Below are 21,528 nucleotides of genomic sequence, written 5' to 3'. Positions count from 1 at the left end.
TAATATACAAATGTACAGTTAAATTTTAATTTCCTTTTTCTAAATACGGGTTACTTTGTCAATACCATTAATCTCCCTTAAACTATCGGTCAATTTTTTAAGAATAGCCTTATTTTTAACAACCACTGTAATCTTCCCTTTAAATGTGCCGCCATCTGTGCTAAAGTTAAGATTACGCATATTCACGTGCATAATATCTGAAATGACTTCTGTGATGTCACTGACCAAACCTAGGTTATCAATACCGGTCAACTCTATATCTGCTTGATATTCTTGTTGGGATGAATCTATCCATTTAGCGCTTATTATACGATATGCGTAGTTAGATTGTAAGGATATTGCATTGGGACAGTTTTTCTTATGGACTTTAATACCTTCGGATACACTTACGAATCCGAATACGTCGTCGCCGGGTATAGGGTTACAACATTGAGAAAGTTTATATTCTAATTTTTCTTCTTCTTTGCCAAAAACCAGCATATCAAATTTAGAGGTGATTTCATCTCTATTAACATCTACTGGTACCGGAGTACGGCGCATTCGATTTTTGAAGAAACTTATAAATGCATTATTGTAAGAAGAAGCAAAATCTTTTAACATGGTATTGTCTATTGAGCCAATACCGACGCGATAAAAGAGGTCTAAACTTGTTTTAAGTTTAAAAAAGGTGACCATCTTATTAATGGAGTCCTCGTTTAAACTTACTTTTTGTGATTTCAATTTTCTGCGTAAAATCTCCTTGCCATCTTCGGCAACAGACTTTTTCTCTTCTCGTAAAACCGATTTTATTTTTGCCCTTGCTCTAGCAGTTGTTGCATAGTCTAACCAGTTTTGATTTGGTGTGGCTTGCTCAGATGTAATAATTTCTACCTGATCACCACTTGACAAAGTCGTGTTAAGGGGTACTAATTTTCCATTGACTTTAGATCCTCTTGTTCGCATACCTACTTCGGTATGGATATTAAAAGCAAAATCTAATGGTGTAGCCCCTTTAGGTAATGATTTTAATTCTCCTTTTGGGGTGAAAACAAATATCTCTTTAGAATACAGATTAAGTTTAAATTCTTCAACAAAATCGACAGCATTGGTATTTGCATTCTCCAATGCTTCTTGAAGTTTGTTCAACCATTCTTCGATTCCTTGTTCTTTTTGAGTACCATGCTTGTATTTAAAATGGGCAGCATAACCTTTCTCAGCTATTTCGTGCATGCGCTCACTTCTAATCTGTACTTCTACCCATTTACCTTTAGGCCCCATCACTGTAATATGTAAAGCTTCATAACCGGTAGATTTTGGAGAAGAAATCCAATCTCTTAAACGTACAGGGTTAGGGGTGAAGTGGTCTGTTACTATTGAATAAATTTTCCAAGCGAGAAATTTTTCGTTCTGTGCATCAGATTTATAAATTATTCTAATGGCAAACTTGTCATAGATCTCCTCAAAGGTTACGTTTTGATTAAGCATTTTTCTACGCATAGAAAAAATGGACTTCATTCTCCCTTTAATGATATAGTTAAGACCTTCTTTTTTAAGAGAGTTATCTATAGTGTCTGAAAATGCATCGATATACGCTTGTTGGTCTTCTTTGCTATCTTCTATTTTATCTTTAATAGAATTGTAAACCTCTGGCTCGGTATATTTTAAACTTAGATCCTCTAGCTCTGTTTTAATATTATATAGTCCAATTCTATGGGCTAATGGAGCATATATGTATAAGGTTTCAGATGCAATTTTAACTTGCTTATGCTCTGGCATGGAGTCCATGGTGAGCATATTGTGATATCGATCTGCAATTTTAATAATGATAACGCGTACATCGTCATTTAAAGTGAGGAGCATTTTTCTAAAATTCTCAGCTTGCTGAGAAATGTTCATGTCTTTTTTTAAATGCGATATCTTGGTGAGGCCATCTACAATACGGGCAACCGTTTCACCAAACATACGGTCGATATCATCTAAAGTGTATTCAGTGTCTTCAACAACATCATGTAGTAGGGCAGAGGCTATAGATACAGCATCTAGACCTATTTCTGATGCTACTATTTTTGCTACCGCTATTGGGTGGAATATATAAGCTTCGCCAGATTTTCTTCGTTGATTTTTATGCGCATCAACAGCAATCTCAAAGGCACTACGTATAAGTTTTTTGTCCTCATCCGTTAGGGTTTGGTAACTAATACGCAATAGTTCCTTGTACTCGTGAGCTATAAGCTTATTTTCTTCTTCTATTGCTGCCTGTGTCATACTATATTAAAAATAAGATAAACTTATATGATGAGCAACAAAAATTATGCCTTTAAATTACGTATACGGTCAATTAGCGGTGGATGTGAATAATGCATGAAAACATAAGCAGGATGGGGTGTTAAATTGCTAAGGCTGTTTTTGGATAACTTTTTCAAAGAAGAAACTAACGGAATAGCTGCATACGTGTTTTTAGCATAATCATCTGCTTGGTATTCAAATTTTCTTGAAAAATAGTTCATTAATAAACCAGTAATCTCTGAAACAGGACTATAAAGAATGCCGAAACCGATTAAGGCAGCATGAAAACTAGGTCTTTCAACTCCTATCGCTAATGATACTTCTGGGTTATTAATGAAAAGTGATAAAAGAAATAGCATGAATCCTGTTAGTAGAATGGAAGTACTAAGGTTAAATATGATATGCTTGCGTTTATAATGACCAATTTCATGTGCCAATACAGCAACAATCTCATCTTCCTCTAAATCGTTAATTAATGTATCATATAGTGTTACTCTTTTTTCTTTACCGAACCCTGAAAAATAAGCATTGGCTTTTGTAGAACGTTTTGAACCATTAATAACAAAAATATGTTGCAAGTCAAAACCAACTTGAGCGGCATACTTTTCAATTTTTTCTTTTAGGCTACCCGCTTCCAAAGGTTCTTGTTTGTTGAATAATGGAACAATTAATTTGCTGTAGAACAAATTCATGAATAATGTAAAAACTGTAATTAGGGCCCAAGTATAAATCCAAAAGTTTGTACCTGCATATTGAAAAAACCAAATAACTAAGGATAAAATACTACCGCCAATTATAACGGTCATAGCCCATTGTTTCAATTTATCAATCAAAAATGTTTTATGAGTTGTTTTGTTGAATCCGAATTTTTCTTCAATAACAAATGTTTGATAGTAAGAAAATGGGGTGTTAAGAATGTCGCTGCCAATCATAATTATTCCAAAGAAAATCAAAGCTTGTAGAATGATATTGTCAGAAAATTCTAGAGCTACTTCATCTACCCATGCGAAGCCACCAAAAAACAAAAAACTAAGAATCAATGCTAAAGAAAATATAGAAGTAACTATGCCAAATTTGTAATTACTAAGCTTGTAGGCTTGTGATTTTTCATATTCTTTAGTGTTATAAACATCACTGAGGTCATTCGGAATAGGGTCTTTGAAACGTTTGGCATTGAGATAGTTCATTACCGTAGCGAGTATAAATTCCCCAATTAAAATAAAAATGATACAGTAAAATACAAAGGTTTTGTCCATATAATATATTTCAAAACGTAATATTAAATATTGATAATTAGGTTGTTAGACGTTTAGCTTTCGCTGGCGTTTGGCTTCAAAGATAAGTATTGCCGCAGATACTGAAACGTTCATAGAATCTATTTCACCCTCCATGGGAATAATGATATTCTGATTTGAACTGTTAAGCCACTCATCACTTAAGCCAGAGTTTTCTGTTCCTACTACGATGGCGGTAGGTCCTTTGAAATCCACTGATGTGTACTCTTTTGAGGCAGATAGTGCTGCACAGTAAATTTGAAATCCTTCTTGTTTTAGGTAAGAGATTATTTCTGTTGTATTACCTACCTTAACATTTCTAGAAAAAACACAACCGACACTAGAGCGGATTATGTTTGGGTTGTACAAGTCTGTTTTTGGGTTAGCAATTAATACGGCATCAAGATTGGCGGCATCGGCTGTTCGTAACAATGCACCAATATTGCCAGGTTTTTCAGGTGCTTCTGCAATAAGTATTAATGGGCTGTCATTATCGAACGTCAATGATGATAGTAAATGGTCTTTACTTTTTACTATGGCTAGTACACCTTCCGTTGTATCTCTGTAAGCTAATTTTTTATAAACATCATTGCTAACGGAAATCAGTTTTTCTGGACTGAATGACTCTAAAAAGCTATCGTTTTGATGGTCATTTAAAATATCGGCACAAAAGAAAATAGTTTCTATTTTATATTTTGTACGATTTGCAATCTGAAGTTCACGTAATCCTTCTAGTACGAATAGACCGGTTTTTTTCCGCTCTCTAGACTTTTCTTTTAATAAAAGAACCCTCTTTATTAAAGGGTTTTGTAAGCTAGTAATGTGTTTTATTGAATGCATTATGTACAAAAGTAATCTAATCTGTTAAGTACTTCATAATTTATCGACTAACGGGTTTTTATAAAACTAATCACATAATTTAATTACACCTATGAATAAGTTTTTTATTATCGTCTTAGCTTTTGTTGTATTTGCTTGTAAAGATGCTCCCAAGAAAGAAGCTTCAACTGATACTGTAGAAAAAAAAGAAATGCAAGTAGCGCAAACTAATTATCCAAAAGAACTTTTTAAGGTTTTTGAAGCTCATGGTGGATTAGAAAAATGGAAATCATACAGAACCTTAAGTTTTGATATGCCGAAAGATGCTATTATTGAAAATCAGGTTATAGATTTAAAAAAGAGAACCGATAAAATAACAACACCAACGGCTACTCTAGGATTTGACGGTACCGAGGTATGGTTATTGGACCCTACAAATACCTATAAAGGAAAACCGAAGTTCTACCATAACCTAATGTTTTACTTTTATACAATGCCTTTTGTCTTTGCCGATAATGGTCTTAACTATGAAGCGGTAGCTCCTTTGGTTGTTGATGGTATAACATACCCTGGTTATAAAATTACGTATGATACAGGTATTGGTGCTTCTTCAACCGATGAGTACTACATACATTATGATTCTGAAACTTTTGAAATGAGATGGTTGGGATATACGATGACTTATTTTAGTGGTGAACCTTCAGATAAGGTAAACTGGATTAATTATAATGACTGGGTAAAGGTTGATGAGGTTCTCCTACCAAAATCTATAACCTGGCAGATGGTAGAAGACGATGAAATTAAAGGACCAGCGAAAACGGTTAGTTTTGAAAATGCTAGTTTATCGAAATCAGCTATGCCAAATAATTTTTATAGTAAACCAGAAAACGCCAAAGTTATAACAGAATAATTTCCTTTATTATAATTATTTATTAAACAAGGTGTCATTTTTATGACACCTTGTTTTTTATAAGTAACTTGAAATTTATCTAATTTTAAATGCATATGAATGTACTTTTTTTTGGAATTACAAAGGATATCGTAGGCAGGTCAGAAATCATATTTTCAGATGAATCTATTATACCTGAAACTGTAGCAGATTTGAAAAAACAACTTATTGATACATACCCTGAATTTTTAAAATTAAATTCTTTGGCCGTAGCGGTTAATAGTGAATATGCCTTTGATGATGTAATTTTGAATGGTACAGAAGAAATAGCAATTATACCACCTGTAAGCGGAGGCTAATGAAGAAAGTTATAGAAATAGTAGATGCTATCGATACAGCAAAAGTGTATTCAGAATTAAATGATTCCAAAAGTGGTGGTATCTGTGTTTTTGTTGGTACGGTTCGCGAATTTACAAATGAAGAAGAAGTTGTTGCATTAGAGTTCGAAACCTATAAAACCATGGCCTTAAAGGAAATGGAAAAGATAGCGGACAAAGCAATTGAAAAATGGTCGTTGAATAAAATTGTTATGCGGCATGCTATAGGTGAAAAGGGGGTAGCAGAGCCTGTTGTGGTTGTAGGAGCTTCTTCTGCCCATAGAGATGCTTGTTTTGAAGCTTGTCGTTTTTTAATCGATACGTTGAAAGAAACTGTTCCTATTTGGAAAAAAGAGAAGTTTAAGAACAAGTCAGTTTGGGTTTCGGCACATCCATAGATTTAACGGAATAAAATTGAAGAGGAATATAATGCAGTTGAAGTTAATTTAGAATTTAAAAAATGCTAGTAGATAATCATAATAGAACAATTAATTACTTAAGATTGGCGGTAACAGATCGTTGCAACTTACGTTGCAATTATTGCATGCCTGAGGAAGGAATCAATTTTGCTAAAAGTGATAAGTTATTTACAATTGATGAGCTAGTAAAATTGAGCGAGATTGTAGTTTCTCAGGGCATAGACAAAATTAGAATCACTGGCGGTGAACCTTTTGTCAGGAAAGATTTGATGGTTCTTTTACGTAGGCTATCTAAATTAGATGGGCTAAATGATATTTCTGTTACCACTAATGCTACACTGATAGGTCCTTATATTGATGAATTGAAGGAGTTAGGGATCAAGAACATCAATGTAAGTATGGATGCCATTAATCGCGAAACTTTTGAGCGAATTACACGTCGTAATCAGTATGATGTTGTGTACAATAATATGATTCGGTTAATTACAGAAGGTTTTAATGTTCGAATTAATTTTATAGCATTGGAAGGACAAAATACAGATGATATTCTGCCAATGTTAGAGCTAACTAAGCATTATAATGTTTCAGTCCGGTTTTTAGAAGAAATGCCATTTAATGGTGGGTCTAAAGAATTTCAAAGCATTAAATGGGACTTCAAAACTATTTTAGAACATATTCGTGTTGAACACCCAGAGTATTATAAATTAGAATCTCCAAAAACCTCAACATCTATTAATTATAAGATTCCTGGTTTTAAAGGAACTTTTGGAGTTATACCATCTTTTAGTAGAACATTTTGTGGTAGTTGTAATCGTTTAAGAATTACAGCAACAGGTGATGTGATTACATGCTTGTATGCAAAAGCTAGTGCTAATCTTAGAGATATTATGAGAGCAGATAATGTAGATAGTAATATTCGAGCAGAAATTTTAAAAGCTGTTGGTAGCCGTGCTAAAACAGGGTTCGAAGCTCAGGAAAAGTATAAAGATGTATTTAGTAATTCAATGACTTCAATAGGAGGGTAATGCAGAAAAAATTATCACATATCGATGAGGCTGGCAATGCCGCCATGGTAGATGTTTCACAAAAGACAGCATCCGTGAGAATGGCAATTGCATCCGGAATTATTAAGTTTCCATCAGAAGTGTTTAAGTCATTGTCAGACTTGGATTTTGTAGGTAAAAAAGGAAGTATTGTTCAAACGGCAGTCATTGCAGGCATTCAAGGAGTAAAGAAAACGGCTGAATTAATACCGTTATGTCATCAAATAAATCTGTCTAAAATTAATGTGGAGATTGAGCCAGGTAATAATGAGTTCAAGATTTCGTGTACTGTAAAATGTAATGAGAAAACGGGTGTTGAAATGGAAGCGCTAACAGGTGTTTCTATAGCAGCGCTAACCATATACGATATGTGTAAGGCACTTTCTCAAGATATTATTATTGATACTATTCAATTAGAACAAAAAACAGGCGGTAAAAATGATTTTCAACGCTAAGTTATATGGATTGGTGTTATCAGGAGGAAAAAGCACTAGAATGGGTGAGGATAAAGGATTGATAGCTTATCATGACTTACCTCAAAGGGAGCATTTGTATCATTTATTGAATGAAGTCTGTGACCAAACTTTTTTGAGTATTCGTAAAGACCAAAAGAATGAAATCCCTACACATTTTAATACAATTGTAGATACGGACCAATATCGAGGACCGTATAACGGGTTACTATCTGCCCATACAGCATACCCGGAAGTTGCTTGGTTGGTATTAGCTTGCGATTTACCATTGATGGATAAAAACGCTTTGCAAGACTTGATAGCTGCCCGAGATTCTGATAAAATAGCTAGTGCATTTGCCGATGAAAATAATCCACTTCCAGAGCCACTTTGTGCTATTTGGGAACCTGAAGCTTTAAAACAATCTTTGGCATACCTTGAGGCTGGGAATGGTACTTGCCCAAGAAAATTTTTAATAAATGCCAATGTAAATTTGGTGATTCCAAAGAATGCTGAAGTATTGCTAAATGCAAATTCTCGTGAAGAGTATGAGCAAGCTTTGGCAAAATTAAAGGTATGAGTGAAGATCGATACATACGACAAACAACCTTAAAAGATTTTGGGGCTGAAGGACAGCAAAAACTAAAATCTGCAAAGGTCTTAGTTATTGGTGCAGGCGGACTTGGTGTGCCTGTAATGACCTATTTAAACGCAATGGGCATTGGCACCTTAGGGATTGTCGATGCAGATATTGTGTCAATTTCAAACCTACATCGTCAAGTATTATATACCGAAAAAATGGTTGGTTTACCAAAGGTAGTAGCCGCCAAAAATCAATTGGAAGCCCAAAATCATGAAACCGAAATCAATACGTATCAAACTTTTTTAACGGTATCCAATGCACTTGAAATTATTAGTTCGTATGATGTAGTGGTAGACGCAACTGATAATTTTCCTACTCGATATTTGATAAATGATGCTTGTGTAATTTTAAGTAAACCATTTGTATATGGGGCGTTACATGGTTTCGAAGGTCAGGTAAGTGTTTTTAATTATAATGGCGGACCAACTTATCGTTGTCTTTTTCCAGAAATGCCAAATGCCGATGCGGTGCCTGATTGTAATGAAAATGGTGTGTTAGGAATTCTTCCGGGAATAGTAGGGAATTTACAGGCGTTAGAAACAATAAAAATAATGACAGGTATTGGTGATGTTCTATCTGGTGTGATAATGATGTTCGATGGCTTGACTCAACGTTTTCAGAGAATGAAACTGAATACAATTCCGAAGAATAAAGAAATTAAAACTTTACAATCAAGTTATGATTTCGATTGTGAAACACCGATAAAATCTATTGAATCCAAAGATTTTCAAAATCTAATTCTGAATGGTAAGATGGAGTTAATCGATGTAAGAACTAGTAAAGAATACGAGGCAAACCATTTAGAAGAGTCTAAGCATATTCCTTTAGGTGAACTTGAAGAACGTGTAAGTGAGATTAATATAGAAGAATCAGTTTATGTAATTTGCCAATCGGGTATTCGAAGCAAAAAAGCCGTACTTCGACTAAAAGAAATTTTTCCAGGTAAAGAATTCATCAATGTTGCAGGTGGCATGAACCATATAAATACCTATGCTCATACCAATTGAACAATTAGTGCTACTATGTGTTGGTTTTTTTATAATAGCCACGCTTTATTCTTCCGTAGGTTTTGGTGGTGGATCTAGTTATTTAGCATTGTTGACCCTTTTTTTATCTAGCTTTTTTGTAATTCGCTCAATAGCGCTCGTATGTAATTTGGTTGTTGTTTCTGGTAGTACATATCTATATTTTAAGAACGGTCATGCGAAATTAAAAGACTTTTTGCCTTTTGTATTAGCAAGTATTCCACTGGCATTTATTGGCGCCTCTTTTCGTTTAAAAGAAAATGTATTCTTTATTATTTTGGGTAGCTCCCTTATTCTTTCTGCTATAGTTTTGTCATTACAAACTCTTAATGTTAAGAAGCCGACTACGGAAATTAAGGAGTACCCTAATTATTTAAGTTACGTGTTAGGTGCTGGAATCGGTTTTTTATCAGGATTGGTGGGTATAGGTGGTGGAATATTTTTAGCTCCGGTTTTAAATCATTTACGATGGGATAAAGCAATAAAAGTTGCTGCTTTGGCCAGTTTTTTTATTTTAGTAAATTCTGTTTCTGGGCTATTTGGATTGATTACAAGTAACTCTTTATCACTGCCATGGATAGAAACTATTTGTTTGGTGGTTGCTGTGTTACTAGGAGGACAATTAGGGATACGCATCAGCTTAAAAAAATTATCTGCAAACGGAATTAGAAGGGTAACGGCCTTACTCGTGTTTATTGTTGGAATTCGAGTTCTCTTAGTAAACGGACTTGGGTTATTTTAAAACCAAGAATTAAATTGGTGTCAGTTTAAATTATATAGTTTTAACGTTATTATGATGATTACATTCAAAGAAGCACTTCAAAAAGTACTAGAACAAACATTAGATTTGGGCAAGGAAGAAGTTACGCTGATGAAAAGCTTGAATAGAATTTTGGCAGAAGATATTCAAGCTGACCGAGATTTTCCACCTTTCAATCGTGCTACTAAAGATGGTATAGCCATTAGCTATTCAAATCTTGTAAATACACCTCACAAATTTAAAATTGAGGGTGAAGCGACGGCTGGTGCACGGCAGCAAATTTTAAATAATAAAGTTAATTGTCTTGAGGTAATGACTGGGGCCGTGGTTCCTGAAAATGCAGATACTGTGGTGATGTATGAACATATTACTTTAGTAAATGGTGAGGTTGTTATTAACGAAAATGTTATCCGAGGTCAAAATATACATTATAAAGGCAGTGATAAAAAACAGGGTTCAATAGTAATAACCAAAGAAACTAAAATATCACCTGCTGAAATAGGTGTAATGGCTTCTGTGGGGAGTTCACAGGTTATGGTAAAGGCTAATCCGAAGATTTGTACAATAGCTACAGGTAATGAATTGGTTGATATTGATGTTTTACCAGAACCACACCAAATTCGAAAATCAAATATGCTGACTATTGAGGCGGCCTTAGCCACAGTAGAAATTCAAGCTACATCGCTTCATATCGATGATGATAAAGAAACTATACGGCATGGACTTAAAAAGGCGTTAATTGAAAATGATGTGTTGCTATTAAGCGGCGGGGTTTCTATGGGTAAGTTTGATTTCATTCCAGAAGTAATGGAGGAGCTAGGAGTGGAAAAGGTTTTTCATAAAGTGGCGCAACGACCAGGAAAACCATTTTGGTTTGGTATTCATAATGAATCGAAAACGGTTATTTTTTCTTTTCCAGGAAATCCTGTTTCTACTTTTGCCAATTATCATTTGTATTTTTTGCCTTGGTTACATAAATCTTGGGATATTCCCATAGAGAAATCGTATATTAAACTCTCTATCGAGTTATTGATTACTCCGTCGTTAACCCGGTTTATTCAAGTGAAATCAACATGGAAAGATGGTTCATTATGGGCTACCCCAGTTGTTGAAAATGGTTCTGGAGATTTAACGAGTTTGGCGCAAGCAGACGGTTTTATATGTTTAGAGCCTAGAGACGAAGCATATAGGGTAGGTGAAGCGGTACCTTTTGTTATAACTAGATAACCATTAAAATATAATCAATATGAATCCAATTTTAAAAAATGTTTTGGCGGTCGTGGCCGGAGTAGTTATAGGTAGTATTGTGAACATGGGAATCATTATGATTAGTGGTTCTATTATTCCACCGCCAGAAGGTGGTGATATCACTACAATGGAAGGTTTGAAAGCAACAATGCATTTATTCGAACCCAAGAATTTCATTTTTCCATTTCTAGCTCATGCATTAGGTACATTGGTAGGAGCATTTGTCGCTACGAAAATAGCAGCTAGTCGAAAACAACTTATGGCCTTACTGATAGGATTATTTTTCTTGATAGGAGGAACGGTAAATATTGCAATGCTAGGAGGACCAATGTGGTTCACTGCCTTAGACATTATTGTGGCGTACATGCCTATGGCTTATGCAGGCTGGATGTTAGCCAGAAAATAAACTTGGGTTATTAAGAATAATCATATAAAAAAAGCCCACTTTAAAAGTGGGCTTTTTAATTTTAGTTGGAGAAGTTGCTTATTCCCCTTCGTATTTTCCCATATATCGTTTCCATAGCTCGGTTTGGTGTGTTTCTAATGAAACAGACCTTCCGTCTATAAAAGCATGGGTAAGCTGATTGCCTGCCATATCTAAGGCATCTCCTTCAGATATGAATAAGGTTGCACTTTTTCCATTTTCTAGTGTGCCATACATATCATCTATACCTAATATTTTAGCGGTATTACCCGTTAAAAGTTGTAAGGCGATTTCTTTATCCAATCCTTGTTGAACCACTTGTCCTGCATAAAAGGGTAGGTTTCTGGTCTGAAAGTTTTCAGCATCCGAATTTTGGATTGCAACCATTAATCCTGCATCTACTAATAATTTTGGAAGTTTATAAGGCAAGTCATAATCGTCATCATCATACACTGGTAAATTATGCGTGTATTGTACCAAGACCGGAATATTATTGCTTTTCAGAAATTCAGGGATTTTATAGGCGTGATAGCCACCTATCAGAACTATTTCTTTTGTACCATTAGCCTTTAGTGTGTTGATGGCATCAATTATTTCTTTTTCACCATCTGCGTGTACATATAGTTTCTGACTACCATCAAAAACACCTTTCATTGCTGCATAAGCAGGGTTTACCTCTTTAGGAGTAGATTTGCCATAAGCAACTGCATTTTTGAAAAACGTAACAATAGCTTGTGTCTGTTCATTATAGTCTTTATTAGGCTGGTATCCTCTGTCTTCACCTGCCCACCAGCGACCTTGTCTAAAGGTGTTTGGCCAGTTTAAATGAACACCATCATCTACTTTGATAGCTGCGTCTTCCCAGTTCCATGCATCAAATTGTACAATAGAGGAAGTGCCGGAAATTCGACCGCCAGTTGGAGCTATTTGAGCAATTAAAACCCCATTTGGTCGCATACTTTCAACAACTTTAGATTCTGCATTATAAGCAATTAAACTTCTTACATGCGGAATAAAATCTCCAATTTCGTCCTCATCCTTAGTAGCTCTTACAGCATCAATCTCAACGAGACCTAGGGTTTTTGCAGGAGCAATAAACCCGGGGTAAATATGCTTACCTGTAGCATTTATTATTTTTCCCTTGCGAGCAATTTTCATTTTAGAATCACCTACAAAAGTTAGTATACCCTCTTCGAACATGATAAGCGAACTTTCAATTACTTCGCCATTGCCTAAATGAGCGGTTGCGCCTTCAATGGTGATGGCTTCTGTTTGTTTAGGTGCCGGCGTTTGTTGTGCCATGGTTTGTAAGACCAAACCGAAGGCAATTAATAAGGTTATATATTTTTTCATTTCTGTGATTTTTGTTTTAGTGGTGAAATGTATTTTTTGCATAAATTAAAGACTCTCACATGTAAAATCTCTTTTTACGCTTTGCTTTGGTTCTTGTGTTTCTTTACCACCGCTTTTTTCTTTAAGCATCATAGTAACTAACTCATTTCTTTCTTTTTTAATTTTTTCGCGGTTTTTCTTATCCGTTTCTAAATCAAAGTAGGTAGTTCCTTCTATCATTGTTTTTTCTGCTTTAGAATAAACAGACAGTGGATTGCCAGACCATAAAACAACATCTGCATCTTTTCCTTCCTTAATACTGCCTACTCGAGTATCTATGTGTAATAATTTAGCGGGGTTGATGGTTACCATTTTCCAAGCTTCTAATTCGGTCATTCCACCGTATTTTATTGTTTTTGCTGCTTCTTGGTTCAACCTTCTAATCATCTCTCTATCATCACTGTTAATGGCGGTAACGACCCCTTGTTTTTGCATAATAGCAGCATTGTATGGTATGGCATCATTTACTTCATATTTGTATGCCCACCAATCACTGAATGTGCCTGCACCAACACCATGTTCTACCATTTTATCGGCTACTTTGTACCCTTCAAGTATATGGGTGAATGTGTTGATTCTAAATCCAAAATGTTCGGCAACCTTCATCATCATATTAATTTCGCTCTGTACATAAGAGTGACAAGAGATAAAACGTTCACCATTTATGATTTCAGCCAAAACTTCCATTTCCTCATCATAACGATACGGCTCTCCGTTTTTCTTTTTGGTGTCATATTCTTTTGCTCTTTGGAAATAGTTCATATATAGCTGTTCTACACCCATTCGTGTTTGTGGAAAACGTGAAAAACTACCCCAGTTACTTTGTTTTACATTTTCACCTAAGGCGAATTTGATGAATTTTGGGGAGTTGTCATAGATTAAATTATCGGCTTGCTCTCCCCATTTTAATTTGAGAATTGCTGATCTACCACCAATTGGGTTTGCAGAACCATGTAATAATTGAATAGAAGTAACACCACCAGCAAGAGAATGATAAATGCCCATATGTTCTGGGTCAACTACATCTTCCATTTTTACTTCGGCAGTACTATTTTGTCCTGATTCGTTTATTGCCAATGCAGCTATGTGACTATGCTCATCAATTATACCAGAAGTTAAGTGCTTACCAGTAGCATCTACGACCTTGGCGCCACCAGCACTTAAATTCGTTCCAATCTTAGCTATTTTACCATTTTTAATGAGTACATCGGTATTCTTCAAAATACCGGCTTCTTCACTTGTCCATACGGTTGCGTTTTTAAATAAAATAGTTTCTGCTTTTGGTTTAGTCACAAAACCATATCCTACATTCGGATACATTACTGGCATCACCTTAGGAGCTTCTTTAGTTTTATCATCTTTAGCGTCTTTTTCTTCGAAGGCTTTAGATTTAGTTGCTGTAAATTGTGTTTCAGTTCCGTTCGGAAGTACTAATAGTCCGGATAGATTATCAGAAGATTCCGTTGTAGCCCCAGTCATTCTATAGGTACTTTCACCTTCATCAGTTGCAAATGAAATAGTAAACCAACTATTGTCATAAGCAATTTTGGAGCTTAGTTTTGTGGTATCTTGTTTTACCTCTATTTTGGGTTTTGAAATATCACCGCTTATTGATACGGCATATATTTTACCCTGTACGTTAAGGTTGTAATCTCCACGAATATCTTTTGTATCCATAGAAGTAATAACACTTTTAGAACCTTGAACCCAGTTTTCGTAAAGTGTTGTAGAACTATCGAACAAATCACCCGATGTAATTAAAAAGTTCGCATAAGCACCATTCTTCAAAGAACCAATTTCGTTCGATTTTCCTAATATTTGAGCAGGTACTGTAGTCAATGCTTCTAAGGCTTTCGTTTTAGAAAGTCCGTATTCAATGGCTTTCATTAACTTTTCCTTGAAATTTGAAGGAGATTTTAAATCATATGTGGTTAGAGAAAACTGAATTCCGTTATCTGCCAAAACTTTAGGATTGGTTGGGGCTTGATTCCAGAATCGCATATCTTGTAATGAAACATAACCTACTGCGTATGGGTCGGATACATCATATGCATCTGGAAAATTAATAGGAATGATGAACTTAGCATTGGTCGCTTTAATTTCTTCTATTCTTTCGAATTCATTTCCGCCACCTACAATAGTGTATTGAATACCATTGGCATCTCCAATTTTATCAACACGCAAATCGTGACCTTTATCCTTAGCTTCAAAAATCTGAACTAAATTTTTGTTTGCATTCAAGGCTTCTAAAGATAAATCAGTAGTCTTTGAGTTTCCTTTGGCATACCAATTGGCATCGCTATACATTTGTCTAAGCAATGCTAAGGTGCCCATTAAAGAGCTTGGGTAAGATTGACCTTTAGCAATACTTTTATCCATAGAAAAATACTGTGCAGAATTGTCATCTAGAATACGGTTAGCGTTTGTTCCCTCGCCATTTAAAGCAATTAAAACTCCTGTTCCTCTAGCAATACCATCTTGAACATGAGAATTTACAACACCAAAACCAGCTTCACGTAAAACCTTGGCTTCTTTATCATCATAGATAAACTTTGAAATAGCCTTGTTTTCTGGCATTACATGGTCGTTCCAATAATAGCCATCTCTTGATGGTTCGTATTGTGCAGACCTTCCTCCACCTGGTTTCTTTTTAGCTTGTTCCACTCCAAATTTTGAATAAACATCAATAAAAGAAGGATAAATAGATTTTCCTTTTAGGTCAATTACTATTGAGTTTTTCGGAATGCTGACCGTGCTAGAAGCACTTACAATTTTGCCATATTGAATTAGTAAGGTTCCTTTTTCAATAATTTGTGTTGGAGTGACATAAATTTTAGCATTTGTAAAAGCTGTGAAATTGTTGTTGTTAACTTTTACCCCCGCATTTTCGGGAAAATACTCTTGAGCAGATAAGAATGTACCACACCATAGTAGGCATAGCGCAAAAATTAGTTTTTTCATTATGTTTGGTTTGAATTAGTGCTTTAAAAATACTCGGATTTCCCAGTATGTACGGTCTATTTCACTTTTGTTTAACAATTGTATTTAGCTTAACTCGAAATATGTATTTTAATCTTAAAATATTATATGAAAGGCTCTTATAATCTACAATGATTACGAAATGTATAAAACGATTATAGAGGATGTTGCTTATGATAGGCAACTAAGAGGGCAACAACGGCATTGTAACTTCTAATGCCTTCCGTTTGATTATTGGCCTTTAGAAACGTATTGAAAATAGATTTAAAAACTGGCTCCATCGGATTCTCATAAGAATTCCAGAAATTAGACATTTCTTGAAAATTGTTTTTTACACCAGGATTTAAAGTTGAGAGTAATTGATTGAAATCTTCTTTATTTGCACTTCTAATATCATTTAAACAATACCCTAAGGCGTACGCATATGCTGCATACTGAAAATATGCATCCTTATTATTAGCTGTAACCAAGTAGCCGATAAAATTTGTTTCGTTCTCTGCAGAATAGCCCAACTGATGACCTATTTCATGACCAACTACCACCGGAAATCTAAAATTTGGAAGTAAGCTGTTTACTTGGGCTTCATTTGTAAAAGGGTTAAGATATCCGGCGTAGCCCATATATGTTAAACCTGTGCTGAATAAGGAAGTTTTTGCGCTAGGGGTATTATATGCTAAAAATGGATGTATGGTTTTAATGTCTTCATAACCTAATATTGTCTTATCAAAAATTACATCTTGACTATACGGAATATTAACGGCCAGACTAGAATCATTAGTGATTTTTAATTGTGTCTCATTGGTTTTTTGAATTAGTTGATGAGTAAAATCTAGCAGTTCTTGATAGTCTCTAGTTTCTGTTAATACTAATTTATCCGCTAAAGGCTCTCTGTAATAATTCATGCCCCACATAAAATGAAAAGTGAAATACGCGACGGAAAGTATCATCAAAACATTACGAACAAATATCAATTTATGTTTCCAAATGAATTTTCTATTTCTGTAGAAATAAGCAAGTGCCAATATAATTAAGGCGAAATAGACAAGGTCGCCTACGGAGAAAGGAATCCAACCGAAAAGTATTCTAAACATTCTAGAGATGAATGGGTAAAAACCTGTGCTGTAATATTTCTCAACGAATTCGGTGTGATTACCGAGCCATTTTACGATTATGATTTGGGGAATCAATGAAAGTGCTACAGCATTTTTAAATGATATCTTCATTATCTCAAAAATAGCGAAATCCTTTTTCTATCAGTATTTTTGTGCTCATTAACTATGAAAATAAGCTATGAAAATTGATCAGTTAGAACCTAAATCGGTTTGGAATAATTTTTCAAGATTAAATGCAGTGCCTAGACCTTCTAGAAAAGAGGAGCGAGTAATCGCCTTTATGCTAGGTTTCGGTAGTGAACTTGGTTTAGAAACTTTTTCTGATGAAATAGGTAATGTGATTATCAGAAAGCCTGCGACTACTGGGATGGAAGGCAGGAAAATGATAACACTGCAAAGCCATTTGGATATGGTGCATCAAAAAAATTCAGATACTCAATTTGATTTCGATAAACAGGGTATAGATATGTTCGTTGATGGAGATTGGGTAAAGGCCAAAGGCACAACTTTAGGTGCGGATAATGGCATGGGCGTAGCTGCTATAATGGCGCTGTTGGAGAGCGATTCTGTTCCTCACCCTGCTCTTGAAGCATTGTTTACAATTGATGAAGAAACAGGGATGACAGGTGCTTTTGGACTAAAAGGCGGAATCTTAAAAGGAGAAATACTTTTAAACCTCGATACAGAAGAAGATGATGAGATTGATATAGGCTGTGCTGGCGGTATAGATGTTACCGCAAGTAGAACATACAATAAGAAGCCTGGTACTCATGGCGATGCCGGACTTCAGATTACAGTAAAAGGATTAAGGGGTGGCCATAGTGGTATGGATATTTATAAAGGCCTGGGGAATGCAAATAAAATCATGAACCGTTTACTTTATCTGGGTCTTGATTATAATATGCGCATAGGTACTTTAGAAGGTGGAAGTTTACGAAATGCCATACCAAGAGAAAGTAGTTGCAAATTAAATGTTGGTAGAAAGCAAGTCGCTGAGGTTATGGCCAGATTCAACGAATTAGCTAATGCGATTAAAACGGAACTAAAAGTACAAGAGCCTAATCTTACCATAAACTTAGAAGAGATTAAGCCTTCAAAAGAAGTGATGGGGCTTGGCGCACAAAGTAAATTGATAAAAGCTATTTATGCTGCTCACAATGGGGTATACACAATGAGCGCGTCTATTCAGGATTTGGTTGAAACCTCGAATAACATAGCGAAAGTTTTAGTGAAAGATGGTGAAATTACGATTGCTTGTTTAACGCGTTCTTCGGTTGATTCGGCAAAACTAGACTTAGCAAATTCGTTGCGTTCAGTTTTTGAATTGGGAGGATTCGATGTAGAATTTAGTGGTGCTTATCCAGGTTGGAATCCAAATCCGAATTCTGAAATTCTTTCTGTTGTTAAGAATACATATATCGGTTTAATTAAAGAAGAGCCTAAGATAATTGCATGTCATGCTGGTTTGGAATGCGGAATATTAGGTCAGAATTATCCAGAAGTTGATATGGTAAGTTTTGGGCCTACAATTTTAGGGGCTCACTCACCAGATGAACGCGTAAGTATTTCTTCTGTTCAGAAATTCTGGAAATTACTTTTAGAAATTTTAAAGAATACTAATTAAAAAAATAAAGGCATTAAAAAACCCGATAGTTTAAACTATCGGGTTTTTTAATATGTAACACTTTTACTGTGCTATTCCTGTAATCTCTAAATCAAATACTAAGTCAGCATCTGCAGGAATTGGCCCACCACCTTGTGCGCCATATCCTAAATGTGAAGGAATAAATAATCGAACTTTATCGCCAATTTTCATAGTCAATAAACCTTCTCTGAATCCTGCAATTAATCTTGATTCAGTTGAATAATCCATAGGAACTGGCATATAACCACCACCTTGTTCTCTATTCAAATCGAAAGTTCCGTATTTGCGAGCGACCTCTTCGTAATTACTATCGAACAAAGTACCGTCTGTCAAATAACCAGCATACATAACGTTTACTTTTTGGCCGATTTTAGGCTTTTCACCACTACCGCTTTCTAAAGTTAAAACTTTAAGTCCAGATGGTAAAGCCGTAGCTTTTGATTTCTGACCTTCAATTAGTGTTGCAAATTCTGTTTTAATTTTTTGTACTTCTGCTAATTTGTCAGTTTTCTCTTTTTCTATAGCTGCTAGCCTTTCTTCTTCTCCATCAAAATAATCAGTCATTATTTTAACCGCATCAAATTTACGAGCCTCTTTACCATTACGGATAATTTCAACAGTATTCATGGTAACCGTTTCTACTGGTTTATTACCAGCACCTACAGCGACGTTCGCAATAGAGTCTACTACATCCATGCCTTCTATAACTTCACCAAAAACGGTGTGTTTATTATCTAGCCATGGTGTGGCTTTGTGGGTAATGAAAAATTGGCTACCATTAGTAGTCGGTCCTGAGTTGGCCATAGAAAGAATACCTTTCTTATCATGAACTAAAGAATCATTGAATTCATCCATGAATTTGTATCCTGGGTTTCCTGTTCCTTGTCCTAATGGATCACCACCTTGAATCATAAAATCTTTCATTACTCGGTGGAATATAATTCCGTCATAGTATTTTTTACCTTTATATTCTTCACTAACAAAAGTGTTAGTGCCTTCGGCTAACGATATAAAGTTAGCAACCGTGATAGGAGTTTTATCTTGTTCTAAACGAACTATGATATCGCCTTTAGAAGTTTTTATATCGGCAAAAATACCGTCGCCTAAGTCAGCTCTTTTGCTAGTTTTACAACTCGTTATCATTATAGTGATAAACGCAAGCAAGTACATTTTTTTAATCATAATAGTCATTTTATTTTACTGTGTTATCTTGTTGTTTTTCAATTTGTAATATATGAATCGTAGATTTTAATGGAATATTGCTTCCGACTTTGTTTTCATCACCATGATAGCCAAAAGCAATAGAAGAAGGAAATAGGAACGTAGCACGTTCATTTACTTTTAATGATTTTACAGCATTTCTTAGACCTAGAAAAAGTTCCTGTTTGTCAACTTTGTACGTTACTACGCCAATATCTTCTTTAGAGTATATTGTATCATTATCTAAAGTTAGAATGTCATAATTAAAAACGACTAGATCATTTGATTGTGGGGTATAATCACTTTCTTCGTTAACATTTAAATAATGGTACCATGATCCAGAAGTGCTATGCGAATAGTGTTTAAGGGAATCAAGTTTTATGATATCTTGAATTTTACTTTCTTCAGTCTCTAATAATTTACGGCTTCTTTCAATAGATTCTTTAAAAAAACTACCGCTTTTTGTCTGAACTGGTTTTCTGGGTTCTGGACCGTCACAGCTACTGAAAATTAGTAATAGAAATAATATTGAAACTAATCTCATGATTGTAATTGATTCTTATATAATGGCAGTAATGAAGTAAAATATTTAATAGTTTCTTCAATAGATTCGTCACTTTTTCCGCCAGCGGCATTGGTATGGCCACCTCCGTGAAAGTGTTTTCTTGCAAAATCATTCACTGAAAAATCACCCACTGATCTAAATGAGATTTTAAAGATACCTTCTTCCTTATTTTCTATGAATATCACAGCAAAACGGATACCATCTAATGTTAAACCGTAGTTTACGAATCCTTCAGTATCGCCTTTTTGATAATTATACTTATCTAATTCTTCCTGGCTCAATGTAATATATGCGGTTTGGTAATCTTGTAGAATAACCATGTTCTTTAGGGCGCAACCTAAAAGATGTAATCTACTAGGTGAATTGGTGTCGTAAATACGATGGTGAATTTCAGTGCCTTCAGCACCCTTATCCATAAGATCAGCTATAACTCTGTGGGTATGGCTTGTGGTTGCCGCGAATTTGAAGGATCCTGTATCTGTCATGATACCTGTGTATATACAGTTGGCCATTTCAGAAGTTATACTTTTTTCATCTCCTAATTGGTTGATTAGAACATAAACCATTTCACATGTAGAGCTCATGGTCACATCTGAATACATGATTTTCGCATAATCAGATGGTTCTTGGTGATGGTCTACCATTACAAATGTAGCATTCGCAGATTCTAATGTTTCGCTCATATGACCTACACGCCCCAAGTGATTAAAATCTAATGTAAAAATAATATCGGCATTTTGAATACATGATTTTGCCTGCATGTTTTCTTTTTCAAAATTTAATATCTTGTCTGCTCCTGGCATCCATTTTAAAAATTTTGGAAAATCGTTTGGGGAAACTATGCTTGCTGTATGTCCGCTATTTACCAAATAGTGCCAAAGTGCCAACGTTGAGCCAATGGCATCACCGTCGGGATTTTTATGTGGAATAATCGCTATTTTCTTTGAAGAAGAAAGTAGCTTTTTAAGCGCATTTAGGTGCTCTAAATTCATGGCGG

Annotated in this window: 20 protein-coding genes; 11 read left to right on the top strand and 9 right to left on the bottom strand. The window is 35.1% G+C overall.

Going from position 1 to position 21,528, the window contains the following annotated elements; translation table 11 throughout:
• Window positions 1-39: 39 nt before the first annotated feature.
• Genes AAC084_RS09665 through AAC084_RS09655 form a run of 3 tightly spaced genes read right to left on the bottom strand, consistent with a single transcriptional unit; the run spans window position 40 to window position 4,379 of the window.
• Window positions 40-2,244 (bottom strand): RelA/SpoT family protein, encoded by a 2,205-nt coding sequence (locus AAC084_RS09665; protein WP_339839969.1) that lies wholly within the window; start codon window positions 2,242-2,244, stop codon window positions 40-42.
• Window positions 2,245-2,288: 44 nt separating this feature from the next.
• Entirely contained in the window at window positions 2,289-3,521 is a 1,233-nt protein-coding gene (locus AAC084_RS09660; RefSeq protein ID WP_339839968.1) for a M48 family metallopeptidase, read from the bottom strand.
• Between the two features lie 45 nt (window positions 3,522-3,566).
• Window positions 3,567-4,379, bottom strand: coding sequence for an RNA methyltransferase (locus AAC084_RS09655; RefSeq protein ID WP_339839967.1), 813 nt, complete (start codon window positions 4,377-4,379; stop codon window positions 3,567-3,569).
• A gap of 91 nt (window positions 4,380-4,470) precedes the next feature.
• On the opposite strand from AAC084_RS09655, the gene AAC084_RS09650 reads away from it, so the two are divergent.
• From AAC084_RS09650 to AAC084_RS09605, 10 genes are all read left to right on the top strand, one after another.
• Window positions 4,471-5,268, top strand: a complete 798-nt coding sequence (locus AAC084_RS09650; RefSeq protein ID WP_339839966.1) for a hypothetical protein — start codon at window positions 4,471-4,473, stop codon at window positions 5,266-5,268.
• Window positions 5,269-5,363: 95 nt separating this feature from the next.
• Window positions 5,364-5,606 carry a MoaD/ThiS family protein gene (locus AAC084_RS09645; RefSeq protein ID WP_339839965.1) on the top strand — a complete coding sequence of 81 codons (243 nt, stop codon included), beginning with the start codon at window positions 5,364-5,366 and terminating at the stop codon, window positions 5,604-5,606.
• Window positions 5,606-6,022, top strand: a complete 417-nt coding sequence (locus AAC084_RS09640; RefSeq protein WP_339839964.1) for a molybdenum cofactor biosynthesis protein MoaE — start codon at window positions 5,606-5,608, stop codon at window positions 6,020-6,022. The genes AAC084_RS09645 and AAC084_RS09640 overlap by 1 nt, the downstream gene beginning before the upstream one ends.
• Window positions 6,023-6,084: 62 nt before the next feature.
• The gene (gene moaA / locus AAC084_RS09635; RefSeq protein ID WP_339839963.1) at window positions 6,085-7,068 is read left to right on the top strand and encodes a GTP 3',8-cyclase MoaA; all 984 of its coding nucleotides are present in this window, start codon (window positions 6,085-6,087) and stop codon (window positions 7,066-7,068) included.
• Window positions 7,068-7,541 carry a cyclic pyranopterin monophosphate synthase MoaC gene (moaC, locus tag AAC084_RS09630; protein ID WP_339839962.1) on the top strand — a complete coding sequence of 158 codons (474 nt, stop codon included), beginning with the start codon at window positions 7,068-7,070 and terminating at the stop codon, window positions 7,539-7,541. Before moaA ends, moaC begins: the two co-directional genes overlap by 1 nt.
• Complete coding sequence (locus AAC084_RS09625; RefSeq protein WP_339839961.1) at window positions 7,525-8,118, top strand: NTP transferase domain-containing protein; 594 nt, start codon at window positions 7,525-7,527, stop codon at window positions 8,116-8,118. The genes moaC and AAC084_RS09625 overlap by 17 nt, the downstream gene beginning before the upstream one ends.
• On the top strand, window positions 8,115-9,188 hold the full coding sequence (locus AAC084_RS09620) for a HesA/MoeB/ThiF family protein (RefSeq protein ID WP_339839960.1): 1,074 nt from the start codon (window positions 8,115-8,117) through the stop codon (window positions 9,186-9,188). Before AAC084_RS09625 ends, AAC084_RS09620 begins: the two co-directional genes overlap by 4 nt.
• Window positions 9,172-9,948 carry a sulfite exporter TauE/SafE family protein gene (locus AAC084_RS09615; protein ID WP_339839959.1) on the top strand — a complete coding sequence of 259 codons (777 nt, stop codon included), beginning with the start codon at window positions 9,172-9,174 and terminating at the stop codon, window positions 9,946-9,948. Before AAC084_RS09620 ends, AAC084_RS09615 begins: the two co-directional genes overlap by 17 nt.
• A gap of 51 nt (window positions 9,949-9,999) precedes the next feature.
• On the top strand, window positions 10,000-11,193 hold the full coding sequence (locus AAC084_RS09610) for a molybdopterin molybdotransferase MoeA (protein WP_339839958.1): 1,194 nt from the start codon (window positions 10,000-10,002) through the stop codon (window positions 11,191-11,193).
• 19 nt (window positions 11,194-11,212) lie between these two features.
• Window positions 11,213-11,620 (top strand): hypothetical protein, encoded by a 408-nt coding sequence (locus AAC084_RS09605; RefSeq protein WP_339839957.1) that lies wholly within the window; start codon window positions 11,213-11,215, stop codon window positions 11,618-11,620.
• Window positions 11,621-11,698: 78 nt separating this feature from the next.
• Here AAC084_RS09605 and AAC084_RS09600 read toward each other — a convergent pair whose 3' ends face one another.
• From AAC084_RS09600 to AAC084_RS09590, 3 genes are all read right to left on the bottom strand, one after another.
• Window positions 11,699-12,991: an amidohydrolase gene (locus AAC084_RS09600; RefSeq protein WP_339839956.1), complete on the bottom strand. Its 1,293-nt coding sequence runs from the start codon at window positions 12,989-12,991 to the stop codon at window positions 11,699-11,701.
• A gap of 45 nt (window positions 12,992-13,036) precedes the next feature.
• Window positions 13,037-15,991: an amidohydrolase family protein gene (locus AAC084_RS09595; RefSeq protein WP_339839955.1), complete on the bottom strand. Its 2,955-nt coding sequence runs from the start codon at window positions 15,989-15,991 to the stop codon at window positions 13,037-13,039.
• Between the two features lie 173 nt (window positions 15,992-16,164).
• The gene (locus AAC084_RS09590) at window positions 16,165-17,232 is read right to left on the bottom strand and encodes a DUF3810 domain-containing protein (protein ID WP_339839954.1); all 1,068 of its coding nucleotides are present in this window, start codon (window positions 17,230-17,232) and stop codon (window positions 16,165-16,167) included.
• Between the two features lie 67 nt (window positions 17,233-17,299).
• Between AAC084_RS09590 and AAC084_RS09585 the strand changes: the two genes are divergently transcribed.
• Window positions 17,300-18,745: an aminoacyl-histidine dipeptidase gene (locus AAC084_RS09585; protein WP_339839953.1), complete on the top strand. Its 1,446-nt coding sequence runs from the start codon at window positions 17,300-17,302 to the stop codon at window positions 18,743-18,745.
• Between the two features lie 63 nt (window positions 18,746-18,808).
• Here the strand turns inward: AAC084_RS09585 and AAC084_RS09580 are convergent, their stop codons facing one another.
• From AAC084_RS09580 to AAC084_RS09570, 3 genes are read right to left on the bottom strand one after another with little or no spacing between them, the layout of a single operon-like run.
• Window positions 18,809-19,948 (bottom strand): peptidylprolyl isomerase, encoded by a 1,140-nt coding sequence (locus tag AAC084_RS09580; protein WP_339839952.1) that lies wholly within the window; start codon window positions 19,946-19,948, stop codon window positions 18,809-18,811.
• A gap of 10 nt (window positions 19,949-19,958) precedes the next feature.
• Complete coding sequence (gldI, locus tag AAC084_RS09575; RefSeq protein WP_339839951.1) at window positions 19,959-20,510, bottom strand: gliding motility-associated peptidyl-prolyl isomerase GldI; 552 nt, start codon at window positions 20,508-20,510, stop codon at window positions 19,959-19,961.
• Window positions 20,507-21,523, bottom strand: coding sequence for a DHH family phosphoesterase (locus AAC084_RS09570; RefSeq protein WP_339839950.1), 1,017 nt, complete (start codon window positions 21,521-21,523; stop codon window positions 20,507-20,509). The genes gldI and AAC084_RS09570 overlap by 4 nt, the downstream gene beginning before the upstream one ends.
• Window positions 21,524-21,528 lie beyond the last annotated feature (5 nt).

Origin of the sequence: uncultured Maribacter sp., from assembly GCF_963977385.1 — a bacterium.
GTDB lineage: Bacteria > Bacteroidota > Bacteroidia > Flavobacteriales > Flavobacteriaceae > Maribacter.
The sequence above is the reverse complement of the archived record's forward strand: the minus strand, read 5'-3'. Positions and strand labels throughout refer to the sequence as shown.

What these genes read in the sequence shown, in the direction of transcription:
- AAC084_RS09640 (WP_339839964.1), top strand. Translation starts at nt 5,606, where the DNA reads ATGAAGAAAGTTATAGAAATAGTAGATGCTATCGATACAGCAAAAGTG.
- AAC084_RS09595 (WP_339839955.1), bottom strand. Translation starts at nt 15,991, where the DNA reads ATGAAAAAACTAATTTTTGCGCTATGCCTACTATGGTGTGGTACATTC.
- AAC084_RS09600 (WP_339839956.1), bottom strand. Translation starts at nt 12,991, where the DNA reads ATGAAAAAATATATAACCTTATTAATTGCCTTCGGTTTGGTCTTACAA.
- AAC084_RS09625 (WP_339839961.1), top strand. Translation starts at nt 7,525, where the DNA reads ATGATTTTCAACGCTAAGTTATATGGATTGGTGTTATCAGGAGGAAAA.
- AAC084_RS09590 (WP_339839954.1), bottom strand. Translation starts at nt 17,232, where the DNA reads ATGAAGATATCATTTAAAAATGCTGTAGCACTTTCATTGATTCCCCAA.
- AAC084_RS09585 (WP_339839953.1), top strand. Translation starts at nt 17,300, where the DNA reads ATGAAAATTGATCAGTTAGAACCTAAATCGGTTTGGAATAATTTTTCA.
- AAC084_RS09665 (WP_339839969.1), bottom strand. Translation starts at nt 2,244, where the DNA reads ATGACACAGGCAGCAATAGAAGAAGAAAATAAGCTTATAGCTCACGAG.
- AAC084_RS09605 (WP_339839957.1), top strand. Translation starts at nt 11,213, where the DNA reads ATGAATCCAATTTTAAAAAATGTTTTGGCGGTCGTGGCCGGAGTAGTT.
- AAC084_RS09620 (WP_339839960.1), top strand. Translation starts at nt 8,115, where the DNA reads ATGAGTGAAGATCGATACATACGACAAACAACCTTAAAAGATTTTGGG.
- moaA (WP_339839963.1), top strand. Translation starts at nt 6,085, where the DNA reads ATGCTAGTAGATAATCATAATAGAACAATTAATTACTTAAGATTGGCG.
- AAC084_RS09615 (WP_339839959.1), top strand. Translation starts at nt 9,172, where the DNA reads ATGCTCATACCAATTGAACAATTAGTGCTACTATGTGTTGGTTTTTTT.
- AAC084_RS09650 (WP_339839966.1), top strand. Translation starts at nt 4,471, where the DNA reads ATGAATAAGTTTTTTATTATCGTCTTAGCTTTTGTTGTATTTGCTTGT.
- gldI (WP_339839951.1), bottom strand. Translation starts at nt 20,510, where the DNA reads ATGAGATTAGTTTCAATATTATTTCTATTACTAATTTTCAGTAGCTGT.
- AAC084_RS09570 (WP_339839950.1), bottom strand. Translation starts at nt 21,523, where the DNA reads ATGAATTTAGAGCACCTAAATGCGCTTAAAAAGCTACTTTCTTCTTCA.
- moaC (WP_339839962.1), top strand. Translation starts at nt 7,068, where the DNA reads ATGCAGAAAAAATTATCACATATCGATGAGGCTGGCAATGCCGCCATG.
- AAC084_RS09610 (WP_339839958.1), top strand. Translation starts at nt 10,000, where the DNA reads ATGATGATTACATTCAAAGAAGCACTTCAAAAAGTACTAGAACAAACA.
- AAC084_RS09660 (WP_339839968.1), bottom strand. Translation starts at nt 3,521, where the DNA reads ATGGACAAAACCTTTGTATTTTACTGTATCATTTTTATTTTAATTGGG.
- AAC084_RS09645 (WP_339839965.1), top strand. Translation starts at nt 5,364, where the DNA reads ATGAATGTACTTTTTTTTGGAATTACAAAGGATATCGTAGGCAGGTCA.
- AAC084_RS09580 (WP_339839952.1), bottom strand. Translation starts at nt 19,948, where the DNA reads ATGATTAAAAAAATGTACTTGCTTGCGTTTATCACTATAATGATAACG.
- AAC084_RS09655 (WP_339839967.1), bottom strand. Translation starts at nt 4,379, where the DNA reads ATGCATTCAATAAAACACATTACTAGCTTACAAAACCCTTTAATAAAG.